Genomic DNA, 16573 nt, shown 5'->3' on the forward strand with positions numbered 1-16573 from the left:
TCTTCGATGTTCTCATAAATGAAATGTATCGGGCGCGAGGCCCGAACCTATGGGGGTGCGTGTAGAGATTTTGGTGAATATTGATCAGGTTTTTGTGATGAAAAAAGATTTTTTTGCGTATTTACTTAATAAGTATTGAGAAGGAGGGATGCATAAAAGTGGGAGATTTCTTTAAGACGGAAAAGTTGAGGGATAGCTTGTGCATGCTCCTGTCCGACATGTGACGACCGGGTATATTGCTTTTCGCTATGGTGCCTTGTTTGGGTTAGGTACTGGTTGTGTGGCGTTCCTGCTGGCGGTCTGTGTGCCGTGGCCATATTTGCTGGCCTGGATGATTTTGATGGTAGTATTGTGGATGTTGGGAGTGTTTGGGATAGGTATACTAAGTACCAATGCCACGGCCGACGCGGTAACTGGTATGGCGGCTGGTTTCTGGGTAGGTGCCGTGGATGCCATGATGAGTATTATGGTGATTGTCTACCTCCTCTATCGCTATCATGAACCGCTTTTTAACGCTCGTCAAACTTCTGTCAAGGCCTGGAGCATTGAGTTCACCTTGCTTTATGGCTTACCGCTGCTGTGGCTATTCTTGATTGCGTTGGGCTCCCTGCTGGGCGCGCTCGGAGGGCATGGAGCATTGCGCTGCATGCGACTGACAAAGGATCCGGTGCCAGTAGCAACGCATCACCGGCAGAGTATGACTATCATGAGCCTGCTCACAGGCGGCATTAGCGCTATCGCCCTTGTGCTCTCCCTATTTTTTCCGAGCATCAACCTCTGGCTCGTCTGTGCCAGCCTTCTGATAGCATTGGGCGGCAGTGTCTGCGTTATTGTGAACCAACAACAGTATAGCTGGAAAGGCCGGGCCTATGCCGGCCTCTATTTATCACTGCTGATAGCCTTGCTATCCCTGTTGCGCCTGGTCGTTTGGCTGCTATTATTTATGCACGTCCTGCTGGGATTCTAAGAGGGATGCCAGAGAGCCACGATCCTGGTATCTGGATTCTGATATCTATAAATATATGCATTTATATGCATTGGGGGGGGCGAACGGGCCGGGAACGGGGTCGCCTGACGGCTCCAATCGGCCGCGAGGGCCGAACCTACGGGCGGGTGAATATCATTTACAAGGGATAAATTGATTATATCTTGCGTTTCTATATGATAATTACCTCTGCAAAAATACAGATATAGAGTTTATATTTACGCCCTATATTTTGATGTGTTATACTAAGGATACGTCCGGCTTAATTTAGGTGAAACGAGGAGAGTTCTGTGGAGCAAAAGCAACAACGTGTACATTATGATGAATTTTCCGAACAATTCGTTTCCATTTTAGTTGAACAGTGGCCCGATATTCTTTTCATTATTAATCGTCAATCGCCTCGATTGGCCTCCCTGCTCCGTATGGGACTGCCGACCAGTCTCAAGCGCATGAATGGGATCTGGCGCATTCAGATTATGGCGAGGCGCCTCTCGCAGCGGGAAGGCTTGCAATCCCCCCGAGATAATGAGATTGTCGCGCAGGCGATTCGGCTCTGGGCCCACACCGCAGCGCAACTGCGCCTACCACGTATCAGTATTGAATTTACACTGTAGTTGTATTCTTCGTCGCCAGAAATTGTCTTAGCACACCGACTACCAGCTCGTGATCCTCTTGTTGTGGCAATCCAGAAACCGTTACGGTACCAACGACGCCTACGCCGCGAATGAGCAGCGGAAAAGCACCGCCATGGGCTGCGTATTCCTGAGAGGAAATCAAATATTTTTCCTCAATTGTTTTGTCCGCCTGCTTGAGCGAGCGGCCCACAAAAAAGGAGCTATGGCCAAAGCGCTGCACCACATTGTTCTTGCGGCGAATCCATTCGCCATTGTCGATGGCAGTCCCCTCCATGGCGAAATGGAAGAGTTGCAGGCCATGGCGCATAATATCGATAGCCACCGGCTTGCTGCGGGTGCGTGCCTCCTTGAGAAGGGCCAGACCGAGCTCCAGCGCCATATCATTGGAGAAGCGCGTAAATTGCAGCTCCTCCTCTTGCTGGAGCAGCTCTTTTAACAGCATATCATCGTTACTCATCGTTATGTTGCCCTCATTTCAGCGAAATTGTAACCGGTTCGAGTATAACACATGTAAGTACATCGGTAGAAAATGGGCTGAGTTTTGCAACATGAAAGAAGGTTTGCTCGTAGTATATGTGCAGTCTGGCACGAGCCATGAGAATTCGTATAGCCATAGAGTCCTGCATCGTGGCTGGTTAAAAAAACATTTACCAACATTTAACACACCTTTGGTAGTTGCGAACAACGCTTCGTGCTATACTGGATTTGTTATTGTGGGTATTATTCAGGAACGGCAAAAGTTAATTGGAGGCGCCGCTTGATGCCAGCGACCTGCGTCACTACGGCTCAACCATGGCTGTTATTATGGTTTTAGGAGATGCATTTACCTCCTGGAAGGCCGGCCTCAGACAATTTTTAATGCTATCAATAGACAGAAGAGCGTTTTTATTATGAGAAATAGGAACACCAAGATGAACGGATCGGGTAATCACCGAGACAAGACAGCGACAGAGCGTTATAAGGCTTTGCGCCAAAAGGGGGCCGTGACTGATGATGAGAGACTGCTCAGCCGTCCGACGCAGCCACTGGTCAGCCCGAATCAACCCGTTCCGCGTGAGCGTATCAAAGAGGAGGAGCATGCCTTTGAGCGTGCGCTGAACTTTGATTATACGATGACAGATCCCTGGCGAGTGTTCCGTATTATGAGCGAGTTCGTCAACGGTTTTGACGTTTTAGCCCATATTCCTCCCTCGATCGCCATTTTTGGTTCTGCCCGTACAAAGGCCAGCGATCCGTCCTATGCCGCCGCTACCGAGACCGCGCGCCTGCTAGCCCAGGCCGGTTTTGGGGTCATCACAGGCGGAGGACCTGGTATCATGGAGGCCGCCAATAAGGGTGCTCAGGAGGGTGGAAACCTGTCAATTGGCTGTAATATCGAGCTACCATTTGAGCAAGCATCCAATCCCTACCTGGACATCTCACTGGACTTTCGCTACTTTTTTGTGCGCAAGACGCTGTTCATGAAATATTCCAGCGCCTTCATCATCTTTCCTGGTGGCTTCGGCACCATGGATGAGCTGTTTGAAGCGCTCACGCTGATCCAGACCAAAAAAGTCAGCAACTTCCCGATTATCCTCTATGGGTCCGAGTATTGGGGCGGTTTAATGGACTGGCTGCGCACAACCATGCTCGGCGTCGAAAACATCTCGCCGAAAGACCTGGACCTGCTACTGGTCTCTGATGATCCCGCCGAGATTTGCATGCTGGTCTGTGATGCCTATCAGCGCAATAGCCAGCTTGAAAAAGTTGACTCTAGCCGTGAGACCTCAATCCGCTAACTGTATGGGCCGCGCCACCAACATCCAAGCAACCTGCGACTTGAGCAGGTTGCATTTTTATGCTGTCTCAGGTGTAGCACAAAAAAAGGAACATGATTTCAACCATTTGCGCAGGTCAACCGTACTCTTATATAGAGTCTCCCGTGTTGATATGCAAGAAAGCACACTATTTGAAGCAGACAAGAGCCTGATCCGGAAATAGCTATGTGGACCGAGATTCTTGCCGTATATGATTAATAAAGCTAAAAAGGTTTTCTTTCATGCTACTATATAGTCCGGAAAATAAGGGTCGAATATTAACAATTGAACATCCAACTGAGAGCACACCAGCGTTGATGGTGTTTTCTGGGAATGCCGGCCAACTATTGCGGGGCGACATCCCGACTGTAAACATTTTGAAGGCCATGCGCCAGCGTGTGCACCGCAACGGTGTACCGTTTACCATGCATTTGCAGGAAGCAGGCGCCATCAACAAGCAGAGCGTCGGTATGACCAGGCTGCTTGAAGACGTCTTTGGTGATGAGATTACCATTTTCCGCTATGGTCCCGAAGAGACCAACGGCCAGGTCCGCGATGGGATGGACCAATATATCGTGTCCTCTCGGGATCTGGCGATCCGCTTGCGTAGCGCTATCCACCTCTCTATGGTTGAACGCAAGTTGATGCGCCGCAATCAACGGGTGGCATTGAACACGAGCTATGATTTTGGGCTACCAGGCGGCGAGAAGATCTACCTGGAAACGACTGGTTTTCACTATGATCTGGGCCTGACGCCGGTCAGCACACAGATCAGTCGCCTGCAGGCCGTAGAGACCAGGCACGGAGTCGAGCAACTGATTCAAAAGGACCTGGGCCAGCAGGACGGCAAAGCGCATGTGGGCTTAAAAGGTCTGGTGACCTTCAGCGGCGACGGCAACACACGTGGCTTCATTGGCACACGCTGGCAAATGGACCGCGTCGAATTCTTGAAGCAGGGTCTGGGCGAGGGGGTCAAGGAGGCTACAGCCGAGATCAACGTGACCGCCAACCTGCCGCATAGCATCCAGCAAGAGTTTTTGGAAGAAAAGAACTCCTTCACCAGGCTGGCCGGCCATGTCGTCAACTCCGCCATCGACGCCATCGACGTCACCACCGGCAGCAAGTGGGGTGAACGCAAACTGGACCATCAATTTTACCGTGATTTCTTCATCAACTCCGAAGGCTTGCTTGTCCCGTTGCATCGCTTCGACGTCATCGAGAACAACGTCTTCTATAACTTTGCCAACGCCGACCATTACTTTATCAGCACCCTCTTTGGCTACCACATGGCCGAAGAGGAAGAGATCGCCGCCGACTAAGTCGATTTTATCAAGAGCCAACGAAACTCCATCACTGATGTGATGGAGTTTTTCGGAATCGATCAGCAATTGGCAGGGCAAAGACATCACACCGGACGGCACTCGACGGCGAAGCGGCCAGACGGGAGCCACCCGGTGGCCTGAACCTTGAGCGAAGCCTCTTTAGCCAGCGTTTCAAACTCCGTGAGCGTGCGTTCCTTGCCCCCCACCAGGACCATCATCAGCAACTCGGGGTCAGCTTTCTCATCTGACGACACGCCGTTCAGAAGCACAATGCGACCGTTGTTGGGGCATGCTGCCTGGGCACAGCGGCTCAAGATCAGTTTTGCTTCACGGTCGGGCCAGTCGCTAAGGATAGACTTTAGGAGATAAAGATCGGCACCAGCTGGCAGCGGATCAAAGAAACTCTGCCCGACTAACCTGACCCGTTCACCCACGCCAGCCGCTTGCATGATCGCATTCGCGCGGGCCACTGTCCGGGGAAGATCGACCAGTATGCCCTCGATCTCAGGCCGAACACGCAGAATCTCCGCGAGCAATGCCCCCGTCCCGCCCCCGACATCCACCACCGTCTTGATCTCCTCCCAGCCTCCCGTGACAAGTACCTCTGGATCGGGATTACCATGTCCTGGCGGCCCTATAAGAGCGTCAAAGCTTGCTTCGATATCGGGATGAGCTTCTAGATCCTCCCAGAAGGGCCGACCGAAAATCTCATGGTAGGCAGGAGCACCAGTCCTGACCGCGCTGAGAAGGCTTCCCCACGCGACCGCCAATACCAGTGAGGTCCAGGCTGATTTGCTGTGCCGGATCGAGCAATCCTTATGGGACCAGCTTGCCCGTGCGCTTGAAGGCCCTCTTGCCCAGGGCTTTTTTCTCGTAGATGAGCAGAAAGCGGCCCTTGGCCTTGTCTTGATAGCCAGGGATCTTGGGGCGTCCCGTGAAGGCGGAGGGGTCTGCGCGATAGGCCTCCATCCCTTCAAAAAAGCTGACCCAATTGTGGTGGAGCTGAATCAGGATGGCATTACTGACTTTGCGAGGCAGGGCACAATAGGCCTCATGCTGTTTCAAGCGATGAAAGATGGAAGCGTAGGGCAGATAGGTTCCCTGGTGAATGAAGGCTTGTCGAACGTGGTAGTTGGCCTGGTTATAGAGGTTTTTGGCGGCAAAGGCCGCCTGATCAATGACGGCAAAGCGTGCATCACCGTGACGAATGAGATGTCGTTCGACCAACTGCACCTGGTACCTTCTCCCTTTCCAATAATATGTTCTTCGAGTCGATGAGCCTCTCTCTTGGTGTTTTCCAGAAGAACATTTTCCTTCCTTGTGTCGGGAGGAAGTTTGTTGAGAATAACCTGTCACCTCCTAACAAAAGGATTTGTATTCAAGAAAGAGTCGCGAGAAAAGGATCATGAATAAATATCATATGGGTACAGAAGGAGAATGCAGTAAAAGGAGCGAAAGACTACTGTGTCTAAAGTAAGTCCAGCAGAGCAAGACGTTGTTCTCTGTAATACAACCTGTCCTCTATTCTAGCGCGAATAGAGGACAAATTTGTTATTAGTAGGAAATGTGCCAGTGCGATTTAATCAGAGTGCAACAGTTCGTTGCAGCTAGAAACCTTGCTATGCGGCTCTTTCATTCTGCTTCGGCTCTGACAGGCTCATGAGATAGTGGGCGACGGTTGAGCCAACAATGTAGAGATTGGCGGTCGCGATATCATTGGTGCGGAAGGGCCTGTCGATGAATTCCTGGATCGTCTCTCCCTGAGGGGGTTGATAGAAGGCGCTAGCACTACGTAGATCTAAGTAGTGATCCAGATGGCCAAAGCGCTTCAGGGAGGTAGCTGTAGCTGTATCTTCTTGATTATAGGTGCAGTTGTGACCCTGGTTATTAGTCAACAAGTCCATAATATGTTGAGCAAGGGCAGAGAAGAAGTCACCTTTCCAGAGATTATCGCCTGCGGTCGTATCGCACCGAGCGACAAAGGGCTTTTTGCCCACCTGACTGGGATACTTCTGGCGTTCCAAAATGGCGGCAGGACTATCCTGCAAAGTGAGGTTAGCGGTCAGATTAAAGGCCAGGGATACCAGGTTCGGATTGAGATGATAGACGGATGTGCTATCTGGGAACGTTGTATTAGGTGGGATATAGCCAAAAGGATCAGACACCTGTCCTGGTAGCTGATGGAAGCCCTGATCCCAGTCAACGATCCAGTCTGCCCAGGCGGTAAAGCCCAGTGTACCCTCTTCTTGACCGGACAAGCTTGGAAGTGGCGGGGTGCTGGCCGTGCCAGCGGTAATAAAGTAGGTATTCTGGAAATCGAGGACGCGATTTACCTGCGCTCTATCTCTACTATATGAGGCAAACGATTTGGGATATGCATCTCTATGAGGGGAGTTGTGGGTTTTATTGTTACATTTACGAGTGGGAAGGGTAAAAGCGCCCGCAAGGGGTGCACCTACGAATCGTTTTTATTGATACGTTTACGAGTGGGAAGGGTAAAAAAAGCGCCCCGGGAGGGGCGCGCGTATGGGGTGTTTTTGTTGTTGCGTTTATTCGGTTGGTTGGGGTGTGTCGGGATTTGTTGTGACGGGTTCGTTGCCAACGCTATCGGTTCGGCGCTTGAGGATCACTGTAGACAACGGAGGAAGCGTCAGAACAATCGAGTGTGAGCAGGACTGCCAGGCGATGGGGTCACTCGTCATATCCTCAGTGTTGAGCAGGCCGCTACCACCGTAGCGGGTGTCGTCGCTATTGAGTAGTTCGTAGTAGATACCAGAGGCAGGCACGCCCAGGCGGTAGTCATGGCGCGGCACCGGCGTGAAATTGCTGATAAAGAGCAGGGTATCATCGGCATCCTTACTGCGCCGTTGGAACGAGATCACACTATTATCGCTATCGTGCGGATCGATCCAGGAAAAGCCAGCGGGATCGCAGTCCAGGGCGCTCAGGGCGGGCTCGCGCTGGTAGATCTGGTTGAGCTGAGAGACAAAGTCGAGCAGCTGGGCATGGTGGGGATCGCTGGGCTCGGCTAGCAGGTGCCAGTCGAGGCTTTCCTTATAGTTCCACTCGCTCCACTGACCAAACTCGCCGCCCATAAAGAGCAGCTTCTTGCCGGGGTGTCCCCACATGTAGCCATAGAAGGCACGCAGGTTGGCAAACTTCTGCCACAGATCGCCCGGCATCTTGCGAATCATCGACCCCTTGATATGCACCACCTCATCATGTGAGAGTGGGAGCACATAGTTTTCCGAATAGGCATACATCATTGAGAACGTAATATTGTTATGGTGGTAGCGGCGATGGACGGGGTCCAGTTTCATATATTCGAGCATATCATGCATCCAGCCCATATTCCACTTATGGGTGAAGCCCAGGCCACCAACATAGGTTGGGCGCGTCACCAGCGGCCAGGCGCTCGACTCTTCAGCGACCGTGATGGTGCCGGGCACCTCGGCATAGACCGCCTCATTAAGTTGCTGCAAAAACGTCACCGCCTCCAGGTGCTCGCGACCGCCATGCTCATTGGGAACCCACTCGCCCGACTCACGCAGGTAGTCCAGGTAGAGCATCGAAGCCACCGCATCCACGCGCAGGCCATCGATATGGTATTCACGCAGCCAGAAGAGCGCGCTGGCGATCAAGAAATTGCGCACCTCGCTGCGCCCATAATCAAAGACATAAGTGCCCCATTCCTTATGCTCACCCTTGCGCGGATCGGGATACTCATACAGATGGGTCCCATCGAAGTAGCTCAGGGCATAGCCGTCCTTGGGAAAGTGCGAAGGGACCCAGTCCAGGATGATGCCGATGCCTGCCTGGTGGATATAGTCAACAAAATATTGGAAGTCCTCGGGCGTCCCGAAGCGCGACGTCGGCGCATAGTAGCCGGTACACTGGTAGCCCCAGGAGCCATCGAAAGGATATTCGGTGATCGGCATCAGTTCGATGTGGGTAAAGTCATGCGCCTTCACATATTCGGTCAGCGCAGGAGCCAGCTCGCGATAGGTCATAAAGCGATCTTCCTCGACCGCGCCCGGCACATGGCGCTCAGGCACATGGCGCCACGATCCCAGGTGCACCTCATAGATTGACATCGGAGCATTCAGATCCTGACGCTGCGCCCGCTGCTCCAGCCAGGCCGCATCCTGCCACTCATGGTGCTTGATATCCCGCACAATGCTGGCGGTATTCGGGCGCAGTTCACACGCAAAGGCATATGGATCAATCTTATCGACCACATAATTATTGTAGCGTGAATAGATCGAGTACTTATAGAGCGCCCCCTCCTGCAGACCGGGGATAAACGTTTCCCAGACCCCCAGATCCTGGTGGCGCAGCTCCATCAGATTGGCGCTACGATTCCAGCCATTGAAATCCCCGATCACCGAAATCGTACGCGCGTTAGGCGCCCAGACCGCGAAGTTGACCCCCTCAACACCATTCACCACGCGGGGATGGGCTCCCATCTTCTCATAAAGGTGAAAGTGCTTACCCTGACCAAAGAGGTAGAGATCAAACTCGCTAAAGATCGATGGGACCGCCTGTGTATGTGTATGATTATGTATACCGCTTTCTGGTTGTTGTGGAAGATGTGGTGCTGACATAAAAAACTTCCTTTGTTTTCGCTGTTTCTACCTATTTGTTTTTAGCATAGCACATTCAGCAAACAAAATGTTGTTTTATAACTCTTCTACTGCTTATATTTTGGGAATCTTGTGAAGTACTTTTTTTGTCGCCTGCGGCGGCGGAAAAGAAGAGAAGGGAGGTGTGGAGGCACAGCTTGGAGATCATGCCCCCGGCATGCTCGCCATGCCCCCGGCATGCTCGCCGAGCATCCAGGCAGAGGGCTGGCCGCCCTCTGCACTTCCGCTTTGTTTGGGTTTAGGCGAGTGGTGTTTCGGGGGTGGTGAGGGAGGCGGCCGGCATTTTGATGAATAGGAGCGCACTGAGGGCGAAGATGATGCCGGAAATGTCGAGCAGGATGGTGGTTCCTAGCAGGCCGGTGAAGGCACTGGCAATGCCCATGCCGATCAACACCATCAGGGATAGGACAGTGCTGTAGGCGCCAAAGACACGGCCGCGATAGCTGTCAGCGACCGCCTTCTGCATCAGGGTCTGGGCGGTAACCATGGCCCAGACGATCAGGGCTCCGGCGATGGCCATGACAATAAGGGCCACGGCGAAAATGGAGACATTGAAGACCACAATCAAGAGCAGGCCGATAATCCCAAAGGAGAGCATGAGCAGGTACCTGGGCTGGAAGAGTCGTATAACTTGTTGACTGAAGATCGAGGCTAACAGGGCTCCCACTCCCTGGGCCGCCATGATCCAGCCAAGAGTGCTGGCATTGCCGTGCAGAATCTGTTTGGTGAAGGCGACCAGCAGCACCTCGATGATGCCTTCCGCTATCATCATTACGCCCATACCGGCAAAGATAGTGCGCAACAATTGATCCTTGCGAACCAGATGTAGTCCATCGACGAGTTCGTGCCAGAGTTTGAGCCAGATCGTCTTTGGCGTCACCTGTGACTGCTCTACAGCCGGTGCAGACTGCTGCGCGGTCAGAGGACGGAACGCGATCAGGAAAATCAACAGGGCAGAGATCAGGTAGGAAGAGCTATCAATCGTCACGATGCTGATAATTCCAAAGAGAGCATAGAGCGCGCCACCGAGGGTTGGACCCAGCAAGCGCGTCACCGCCTCGCTGAATGAATCCAGCGAATTGGCAGTTACCAGTTCCTCGGACGCAACGATTTGTGGGACCAGAGCACCTTTGGCGGGCGCAAAGAATTGCGAGATCGCCGACTCCAGCAGGGCCACGGTGTAGATCAGCCAGAGCCAGGAGACCGAGTGGACAAGCAGCAAAAGGAGCAGAATAGCGGCGCGCAGCAGGTCTGTGACGATCATCATGGTCCTGCGATCCCAGCGATCAGCGAAAACGCCGCCCAGCGAACCAAGCAGCAGGCGCGGCACCGAAGTCGCGATAAACATTCCACCTGTGGCCAGGGTTGAATTTGTGAGGTCAAAAATGTAGAAAGGCAGAGCCAGTACCAGCAGCCAATCTCCAATGATTGAGATCAACTGACCGATCCAGAGCAAGGCAAAATTGCGGTTGCGTAAGACAGAAAACATTATGCTATAACTCCTTTTAACTGCAAATATTTTGTCTTCAAATGGTGATTTGTTTTAGTCTATTGATTTTTATTGCCGAACAATGTCAAAATTTTACAATATATTGGCGTATTTTGTCAACATAATGGTGATTTAAACTATGGAAATGGCGAAAATTAGCAAATAACCGATGGTGGGTTAAGCGAGGCGAGTGCCATAAGAGTCGAGGTCGCTGAGTAGCTACACATGAGACCAATTGCCTACGAGCTACGTGTATGTATAAGGAAAGCGATACAGGTTTTTATATACGCTCGCTTCAGTCGCGCACCCCGGTGAAGAGAGCCAGTTGATTGGGCTATATTAACGGGAAGCGTCACAAGATAGATGAAGAAAGGAAGATGTAATGCCATGGCTATAGATATAGCAAAGATGAAGAAACGTTTGGAGGAGCGACGCCATGAGCTAGAGGAGAATCTCAAGGACCCAACCGCCGGACCACCACCACAGGGCGATGGCGATCCCGCCACGATCGAGTACCAGGATAAGGAAGACGAGGCCACCGATACGCAGGAGGCGCAGCAAGAACAAGGTATTCGCTTCACCTTGCAGCGTGAGCTGGATGATGTGAATGCCGCCCTCAAGCGCATCGAAGATGGCACCTATGGACGCTGTATTGATTGTGGCAAAGAGATACCGCCGAAGCGCCTGGAGGCCATGCCCTGGGCTCTGCGTTGTATTGCAGACGAAGAAAAACACGATCAAATACTGACCAGCGAAGATGCTATTCATAGCAACGAGCCTACTGAAGGCACCCATTTCTACTAGGAGCTATTTTCCATTGGGCTCCTTCCCCCAAAATATGTAAAGATACATAGCGATGCTCCTATTCATGCGCACCCATATAATTACTCCTTTGAGCATGAATAGGAGTATTTTTTTGCAGTGTAGACAATGTACCTAATATTAAGAAACCTCGATATACTCCAAAATCATCTTGACGTGCCCCAACATGTCATCTACAATGAATACTTATCGATCCGTAAATATTTTAGCATGTAGGGAAGTAAATTGATGGGGTATGAGATGCAGCCCTCGTTCCTGAGGCGCAGGGTGCTGGTGGCGGTAGCTCCAGACGACATGCAGGCGATCGAGCTTGTCAAAGCCATGCGTGCTCTGGGTTTAACAGTAATTATTGCGGCGACTATCGGTTTAGCATCTCAAGCAGATGACGTGGCGGTCTGTGTGGTCGTATTGCATCCCGACAGGTGGCGTAGTGTCCCCTCGGTCATGACCGCCATGCGCAGGAATCCACGCTTTATGATTCCTGTGCTGGAAGAGCCAATGAGCCTGCCCCGGGCCGCCTGGGCAACCGAGCCATTTTATCTAGCTGAAGAGATGCTGGCCGAAACGGCGAAAGCCCTGGTGACCCTGATTCGCCATCACTTGCAAACGGTGTCGGAACAAGAGGTCAATGTGCTTATGCAAGAACGCGCCGGTAGCAATCCCTGGCTGCGTGAGCTCGAGGAGTCTGCCAGTGCTGCCTGGTTACGCGAGCCCGAAATAGTGAGCAGTGCCCCCGCGCACAAAAAAAGGCCCGGCAGCAATCTGGCCCATTATATTCAACTCTGCTGGCCGCTGGCCTTTATCCTCTGCATCAGTTTCCTGACCTACTATTTTTTCCAGCTTTCAGTCACCACAAACACCGAGGCTACCACGCCCATGGCTACCACCTCGACCTGGCGCAATCACGTCTACTCAACGATTGTGCCGGGCCAGGAATGTGACACGGGTGGCGCCGACTGGGAAGTGCCTGATTATTACAAAGGGATAGCTACGCCGACCGCTAGTGATCCGGTCACGGCGACTCCTCGCCAGAGCACGCCGACGCCTCAGTTGATCCTGGATAACTCAATTGTCACCACATGTCAGCAAGATGGTGTACTACTCACCCATACCAGTCATTATGCGGCCTTTGCCTCCATGATCTTTACCAGTCGGGGCCTGCCCCTACCACATCACTACAGTACCCAGATTATGGCCAGCGTGGTCAATACCAGCAAGGCCGCCGTCTTTAAACTGGGTGTGCGCGACCAGAGCGGCTCGGACATGAGTGGCACCGAGCTTGGCTACGGCAACGACGTATTGCAGGTTGGCATCAATGGTGCCTGGGAGATCGTGCGCTATAATAATACAACCAACGCTATCGATGTACGCTACGCCCGTGGCTTTGTCCCGGCCGCTCAGAACTACATACTGGCGGCCGACGTCAATGGGCCGGCGATGACCTTTACTATCAACCAGCATACTGTAGCCACGATTATCGACACCACCTACCCAGATAGTTACGGTATCTCCTTTGGACTGAGCGATGCTGGCGCTAAGGAGCCGCCCAGCGCCCTCTTTTCCCATTTCACCTATACGCCCCTGCCAGATAGCTTGCCAAAAAATGATGCCGAGGTTCGCAGTACCGCTTACGCGCAGGCCAATGCCGCAGCCAATCAACTGAGGCGGCAGTCCTACAGCGCTCTGGTGCCCGGCTTTGCCTGTGACCACGGCCAGGGACAATGGCAACCGACCAGCGAGATCGAGGGGTATATAACTACCCACTGCCTGGCGCAGGGACTTAGCGTAGAGCAGAAAGCGCATATCAAGAACATGGGGCGCATCCCATTCTATGGCCTGGATGGGTTCGTGTACGGCAATTATTGCGTCAAGGTTGATGTAGACTTGAAAAGATCCAACGACAACTGGGCCGGATTGAGCACGCGCATAAATACACAGGGAGCCAGCTATACGTTTCTGATACGCAATGACGGTAACTGGAAAATAGTGCGCTACGATAATAATGGTGCCGGCTATCAACTGGCCGCCGGCCGCGTAGCCCCGCGTGACAGCTATACTCTTGAGGCTGAAAGCAACGTGGACAACCAGAGCTTACAGATTGATAGCGTACCAGTCGCCTCTGTCCATGATGTGTTTCTGAACACGACCGATCATATCGAGCTCAATACGCTGCCCGGCAGCAAGGGGGCGGCTGCAACCACCATCTTTTCAAACTTCACCTTCACACCCCTACCTTGATGACTGTAGCCAATTATAACGTAGAAGAAGTTCAGGCGCTATGTGCCTCCAGGTTTGTGCCATTGAAGGAAAAGACGGCCAGGGCATCGAGGATAAAAGAACCTTTGACAACGATGACCTTGAGCGTATGGGGTCCTGGTGCCAGGTTGGTGTGGCTGAACACGATGGTCTGGGTATATTTCTCAACCGAGAAGCGGGCGGTATTGGTGGTCTGAATGTGGGTATCGTCGATATAGATCTCGATCGCGCCTGTATAGACCGTCGTATCAGAAATGATCTCGATGCCCACGCCGGTAAACTGGCACTGGAACGAGGCCCCGGGTGTCTCGGTGAAATGCGCATCATTATTAAAATCGCCGGCATGCTGGCGCGAGGTCCAGTGCCCCTCCTCATTATAGAGGATACGTGGGTCATTATCATTGATGACCTCGCGCGTCAGGGCATGTTCCGTATCGTGCGTACCAATGCGCTGAAACCACTGACCCGCCTCATGCTGGCGCTCGGTCTTTTGTAGTAAGTTGACATAACGCTTTAGCAGCGAGACATCAGCATTGGCAGATTCACTAATCCTCTCCTGCAGGGAGATAGCCTGGCGATAGAGCTTTTCAGCGCGTTCGAATTGATGCTGGTCTTCATAGATTACGGCCAGGTTGCCCAGGTCGGTGGCGACGCCGAGATGTTCGTCCCCATATAGCTGGCGATCGATCTGGAGTGCCCGCTGATACATTTGTTGCGCCAGCTGATACTGGGTGCGCTCCCTTAGATAGTGACCGGCCTTGCTCAAGAGCTGTGACACCTCATCGCCAGTCAACTGATAACGATCCATGAGCTTGACGCAGGCTTCAACCTGCGAATAATAGCGCTGGCACTGAGACCAGGTCTCATGCCAGTGGGCAACGGTCACCAGCGGAAAGGCATGGTTTACCGCGCTAACCGTGCGTTGCGCATACATACGCTGCGTCTCTTCATCCATTGAATCCTGGATCACGGCCTGAACCAGGCGATGGATCGAGAGGGCCCCACTATCAGGCTGCGTGCGGATTAGCGAATACTTGCGCAGCTCGCCGATGGCCCGATGCAGCAAAAGTGGATTCTCCTCAAGGGGCGCCAGCTCGGGGTTAAAATACGCGATGCTCTGTTGCACAAACTCCTCATAGATGCGATCTGGATTGAGGAAGGCGCATAAATAGAGGATCTGCGAGGATGTTGGCTGTGTCTGCTGGATACGATCAAAAGAGAGTTTCCAGGTGGTCGCCACCGAGAATTGATAATTGCTAGCTACCGAATCGAACTCTTGTAGCACATCCGCCCGGTGCTCCTGGAATAGCTTCAGGTAGCTGGCCAGGCCACAGCCAGTCTCCTCCAGATACGAAGCGGCTTGATTCAGGGCCAGCGGCAGGTAATCCAGCTCCTTCGCGATCTCATAGGCCAGCGTCAGCATCACGTCCGGTATCTGTTCCAAAGCAGTCGCAGGTGAAATCATCTGCGCCCGCCGCAGCAGGAGCTGGACACTCTCATCAGGCGACATCTCTAACAGCTCAAACGACTGTCCAATCGGGCCAATCACCTGTCGCCGCGTCGTGATCAGGGTATAGCAATTGTCTGGTGGCAGTAGAAAAGCCTGCAGGTCAGCCGGATTATCGACATTGTCGAGGATCAGCAAGCAGCGTGGATGCACCTTGAACCAGTGGCGCAGCGCCCCGACCGTCGCCTGACGATCCCTGGCACCTTTCTCGGGCAAGTCCAGATAGCCGGCTAGCTCCACGCAACTTTCCAGCAGCGTCTCGGGTGAATCGGCATTCAGCCAGAGCACCGCCTGATAGTCCTGGCGATGGCGGAAGGCGTACTCAATCGCGATCTGAGTCTTGCCGATACCGCCCAGGCCAGTAATAGCCAGCAAGCGCGATCCAGGACCACTGGTTTGCAGGCGCGCATGAACCTCCTGCAAAAGAGCGTCGCGACCAGTAAAAAAAATATTGCGCTGATAGGGCATAAACCAGGATAATGTCTGCCGTTTGCTGTCGGAGCCATGGAACAGCCGCAGCAATTCCTCCAGCTCCTCCTGGCTGGCTAATAGTATCTCCGCATAGCGCCGAATCATGTCCTCGGTAATGCGGATATTCCCATTCTCAATGCCAGACAGGTAACCCTTGGAATACGCCAGACGAGCAGCCATTTCGGTCAACGAAATATTTTTTTGTTGACGAGCCAGGCGCAAACGCATCGAGAGTGGAAGACTCTCCAGATGTGCATCTGCAACTTGTTTATCCTTACGCGCCATTGTTGTTCCTGTCGAGTGCTGCTTCGTGAAAGATAGTAAACAATAATAAACAATATATAGTATATGCGATCATGCTCAAGAATACAATGAAAGTGGCTGCCCCAGCCTGCGGTCAGCTCTCCTGACCGAACCAGGCAGGCCGTCCGATTGTTGCTACAGATTTTTTAATGTGTGAAGAAATACCAGCCAGATATCTTGTATTTCATGGCAGGTAATGTATAATTTTTAATGGTCGTTCAATGTTTAGTAAACAGTGAACTGGTCTTAAACAAATCTGACCCTGAATAAATTCCCAAAACGCTGCTAGCCAGCTTTAAGCATGCCATGTGAGGGATGATGAACTGCCTGGTTCCATATATGCT

The 16573-nt window shown here is 52.4% G+C and carries 12 protein-coding genes and 1 pseudogene; 6 read left to right on the forward strand and 7 right to left on the reverse strand.

The features are described 5' to 3' along the window. Positions 1 to 199: 199 nt before the first annotated feature. A complete protein-coding gene (locus JMI88_RS19135) occupies positions 200 to 967 on the forward strand; it encodes a hypothetical protein (RefSeq protein ID WP_201363536.1) in 768 nt (255 codons plus the stop codon). Between the two features lie 308 nt (positions 968 to 1275). After that, positions 1276 to 1599 (forward strand): hypothetical protein, encoded by a 324-nt coding sequence (locus JMI88_RS19140; protein WP_201363537.1) that lies wholly within the window; start codon positions 1276 to 1278, stop codon positions 1597 to 1599. On the opposite strand, the gene JMI88_RS19145 is transcribed toward JMI88_RS19140, so the two are convergent. After that, positions 1589 to 2077, reverse strand: a complete 489-nt coding sequence (locus tag JMI88_RS19145; RefSeq protein WP_236022970.1) for a heme-degrading domain-containing protein — start codon at positions 2075 to 2077, stop codon at positions 1589 to 1591. The two genes, JMI88_RS19140 and JMI88_RS19145, sit on opposite strands and share 11 nt — an antisense overlap. A gap of 454 nt (positions 2078 to 2531) precedes the next feature. On the opposite strand from JMI88_RS19145, the gene JMI88_RS19150 reads away from it, so the two are divergent. Both JMI88_RS19150 and JMI88_RS19155 read left to right on the forward strand, forming a co-directional pair. Continuing rightward, positions 2532 to 3398: an LOG family protein gene (locus tag JMI88_RS19150; RefSeq protein ID WP_236022971.1), complete on the forward strand. Its 867-nt coding sequence runs from the start codon at positions 2532 to 2534 to the stop codon at positions 3396 to 3398. 260 nt (positions 3399 to 3658) lie between these two features. Continuing rightward, entirely contained in the window at positions 3659 to 4735 is a 1077-nt protein-coding gene (locus JMI88_RS19155; RefSeq protein ID WP_201363539.1) for a hypothetical protein, read from the forward strand. Positions 4736 to 4821: 86 nt separating this feature from the next. Here JMI88_RS19155 and JMI88_RS19160 read toward each other — a convergent pair whose 3' ends face one another. From JMI88_RS19160 to JMI88_RS19180, 5 genes and pseudogenes are all read right to left on the reverse strand, one after another. Further along, the gene (locus JMI88_RS19160) at positions 4822 to 5508 is read right to left on the reverse strand and encodes a methyltransferase (RefSeq protein WP_201363540.1); all 687 of its coding nucleotides are present in this window, start codon (positions 5506 to 5508) and stop codon (positions 4822 to 4824) included. Positions 5509 to 5554: 46 nt separating this feature from the next. Then, the gene (locus tag JMI88_RS19165; protein ID WP_201363541.1) at positions 5555 to 5971 is read right to left on the reverse strand and encodes a hypothetical protein; all 417 of its coding nucleotides are present in this window, start codon (positions 5969 to 5971) and stop codon (positions 5555 to 5557) included. A 386-nt stretch (positions 5972 to 6357) separates the two neighbouring features. Beyond that, positions 6358 to 7059 (reverse strand): annotated as a pseudogene (locus JMI88_RS19170) (nucleoside phosphorylase-I family protein); the annotation flags it as partial. A 228-nt stretch (positions 7060 to 7287) separates the two neighbouring features. Continuing rightward, positions 7288 to 9342, reverse strand: coding sequence for a 1,4-alpha-glucan branching protein GlgB (gene glgB, locus JMI88_RS19175; protein WP_201363542.1), 2055 nt, complete (start codon positions 9340 to 9342; stop codon positions 7288 to 7290). A 277-nt stretch (positions 9343 to 9619) separates the two neighbouring features. Further along, positions 9620 to 10870, reverse strand: coding sequence for an MFS transporter (locus JMI88_RS19180; protein ID WP_201363543.1), 1251 nt, complete (start codon positions 10868 to 10870; stop codon positions 9620 to 9622). A 387-nt stretch (positions 10871 to 11257) separates the two neighbouring features. On the opposite strand from JMI88_RS19180, the gene JMI88_RS19185 reads away from it, so the two are divergent. Continuing rightward, positions 11258 to 11674, forward strand: a complete 417-nt coding sequence (locus JMI88_RS19185; RefSeq protein ID WP_201363544.1) for a TraR/DksA family transcriptional regulator — start codon at positions 11258 to 11260, stop codon at positions 11672 to 11674. A 246-nt stretch (positions 11675 to 11920) separates the two neighbouring features. Then, positions 11921 to 13930 (forward strand): hypothetical protein, encoded by a 2010-nt coding sequence (locus JMI88_RS19190; RefSeq protein WP_201363545.1) that lies wholly within the window; start codon positions 11921 to 11923, stop codon positions 13928 to 13930. A gap of 31 nt (positions 13931 to 13961) precedes the next feature. Here JMI88_RS19190 and JMI88_RS19195 read toward each other — a convergent pair whose 3' ends face one another. Continuing rightward, positions 13962 to 16211, reverse strand: a complete 2250-nt coding sequence (locus JMI88_RS19195; protein ID WP_201363546.1) for a DUF7779 domain-containing protein — start codon at positions 16209 to 16211, stop codon at positions 13962 to 13964. Positions 16212 to 16573 lie beyond the last annotated feature (362 nt).

The sequence above is a fragment of the Dictyobacter formicarum genome (assembly GCF_016587435.1).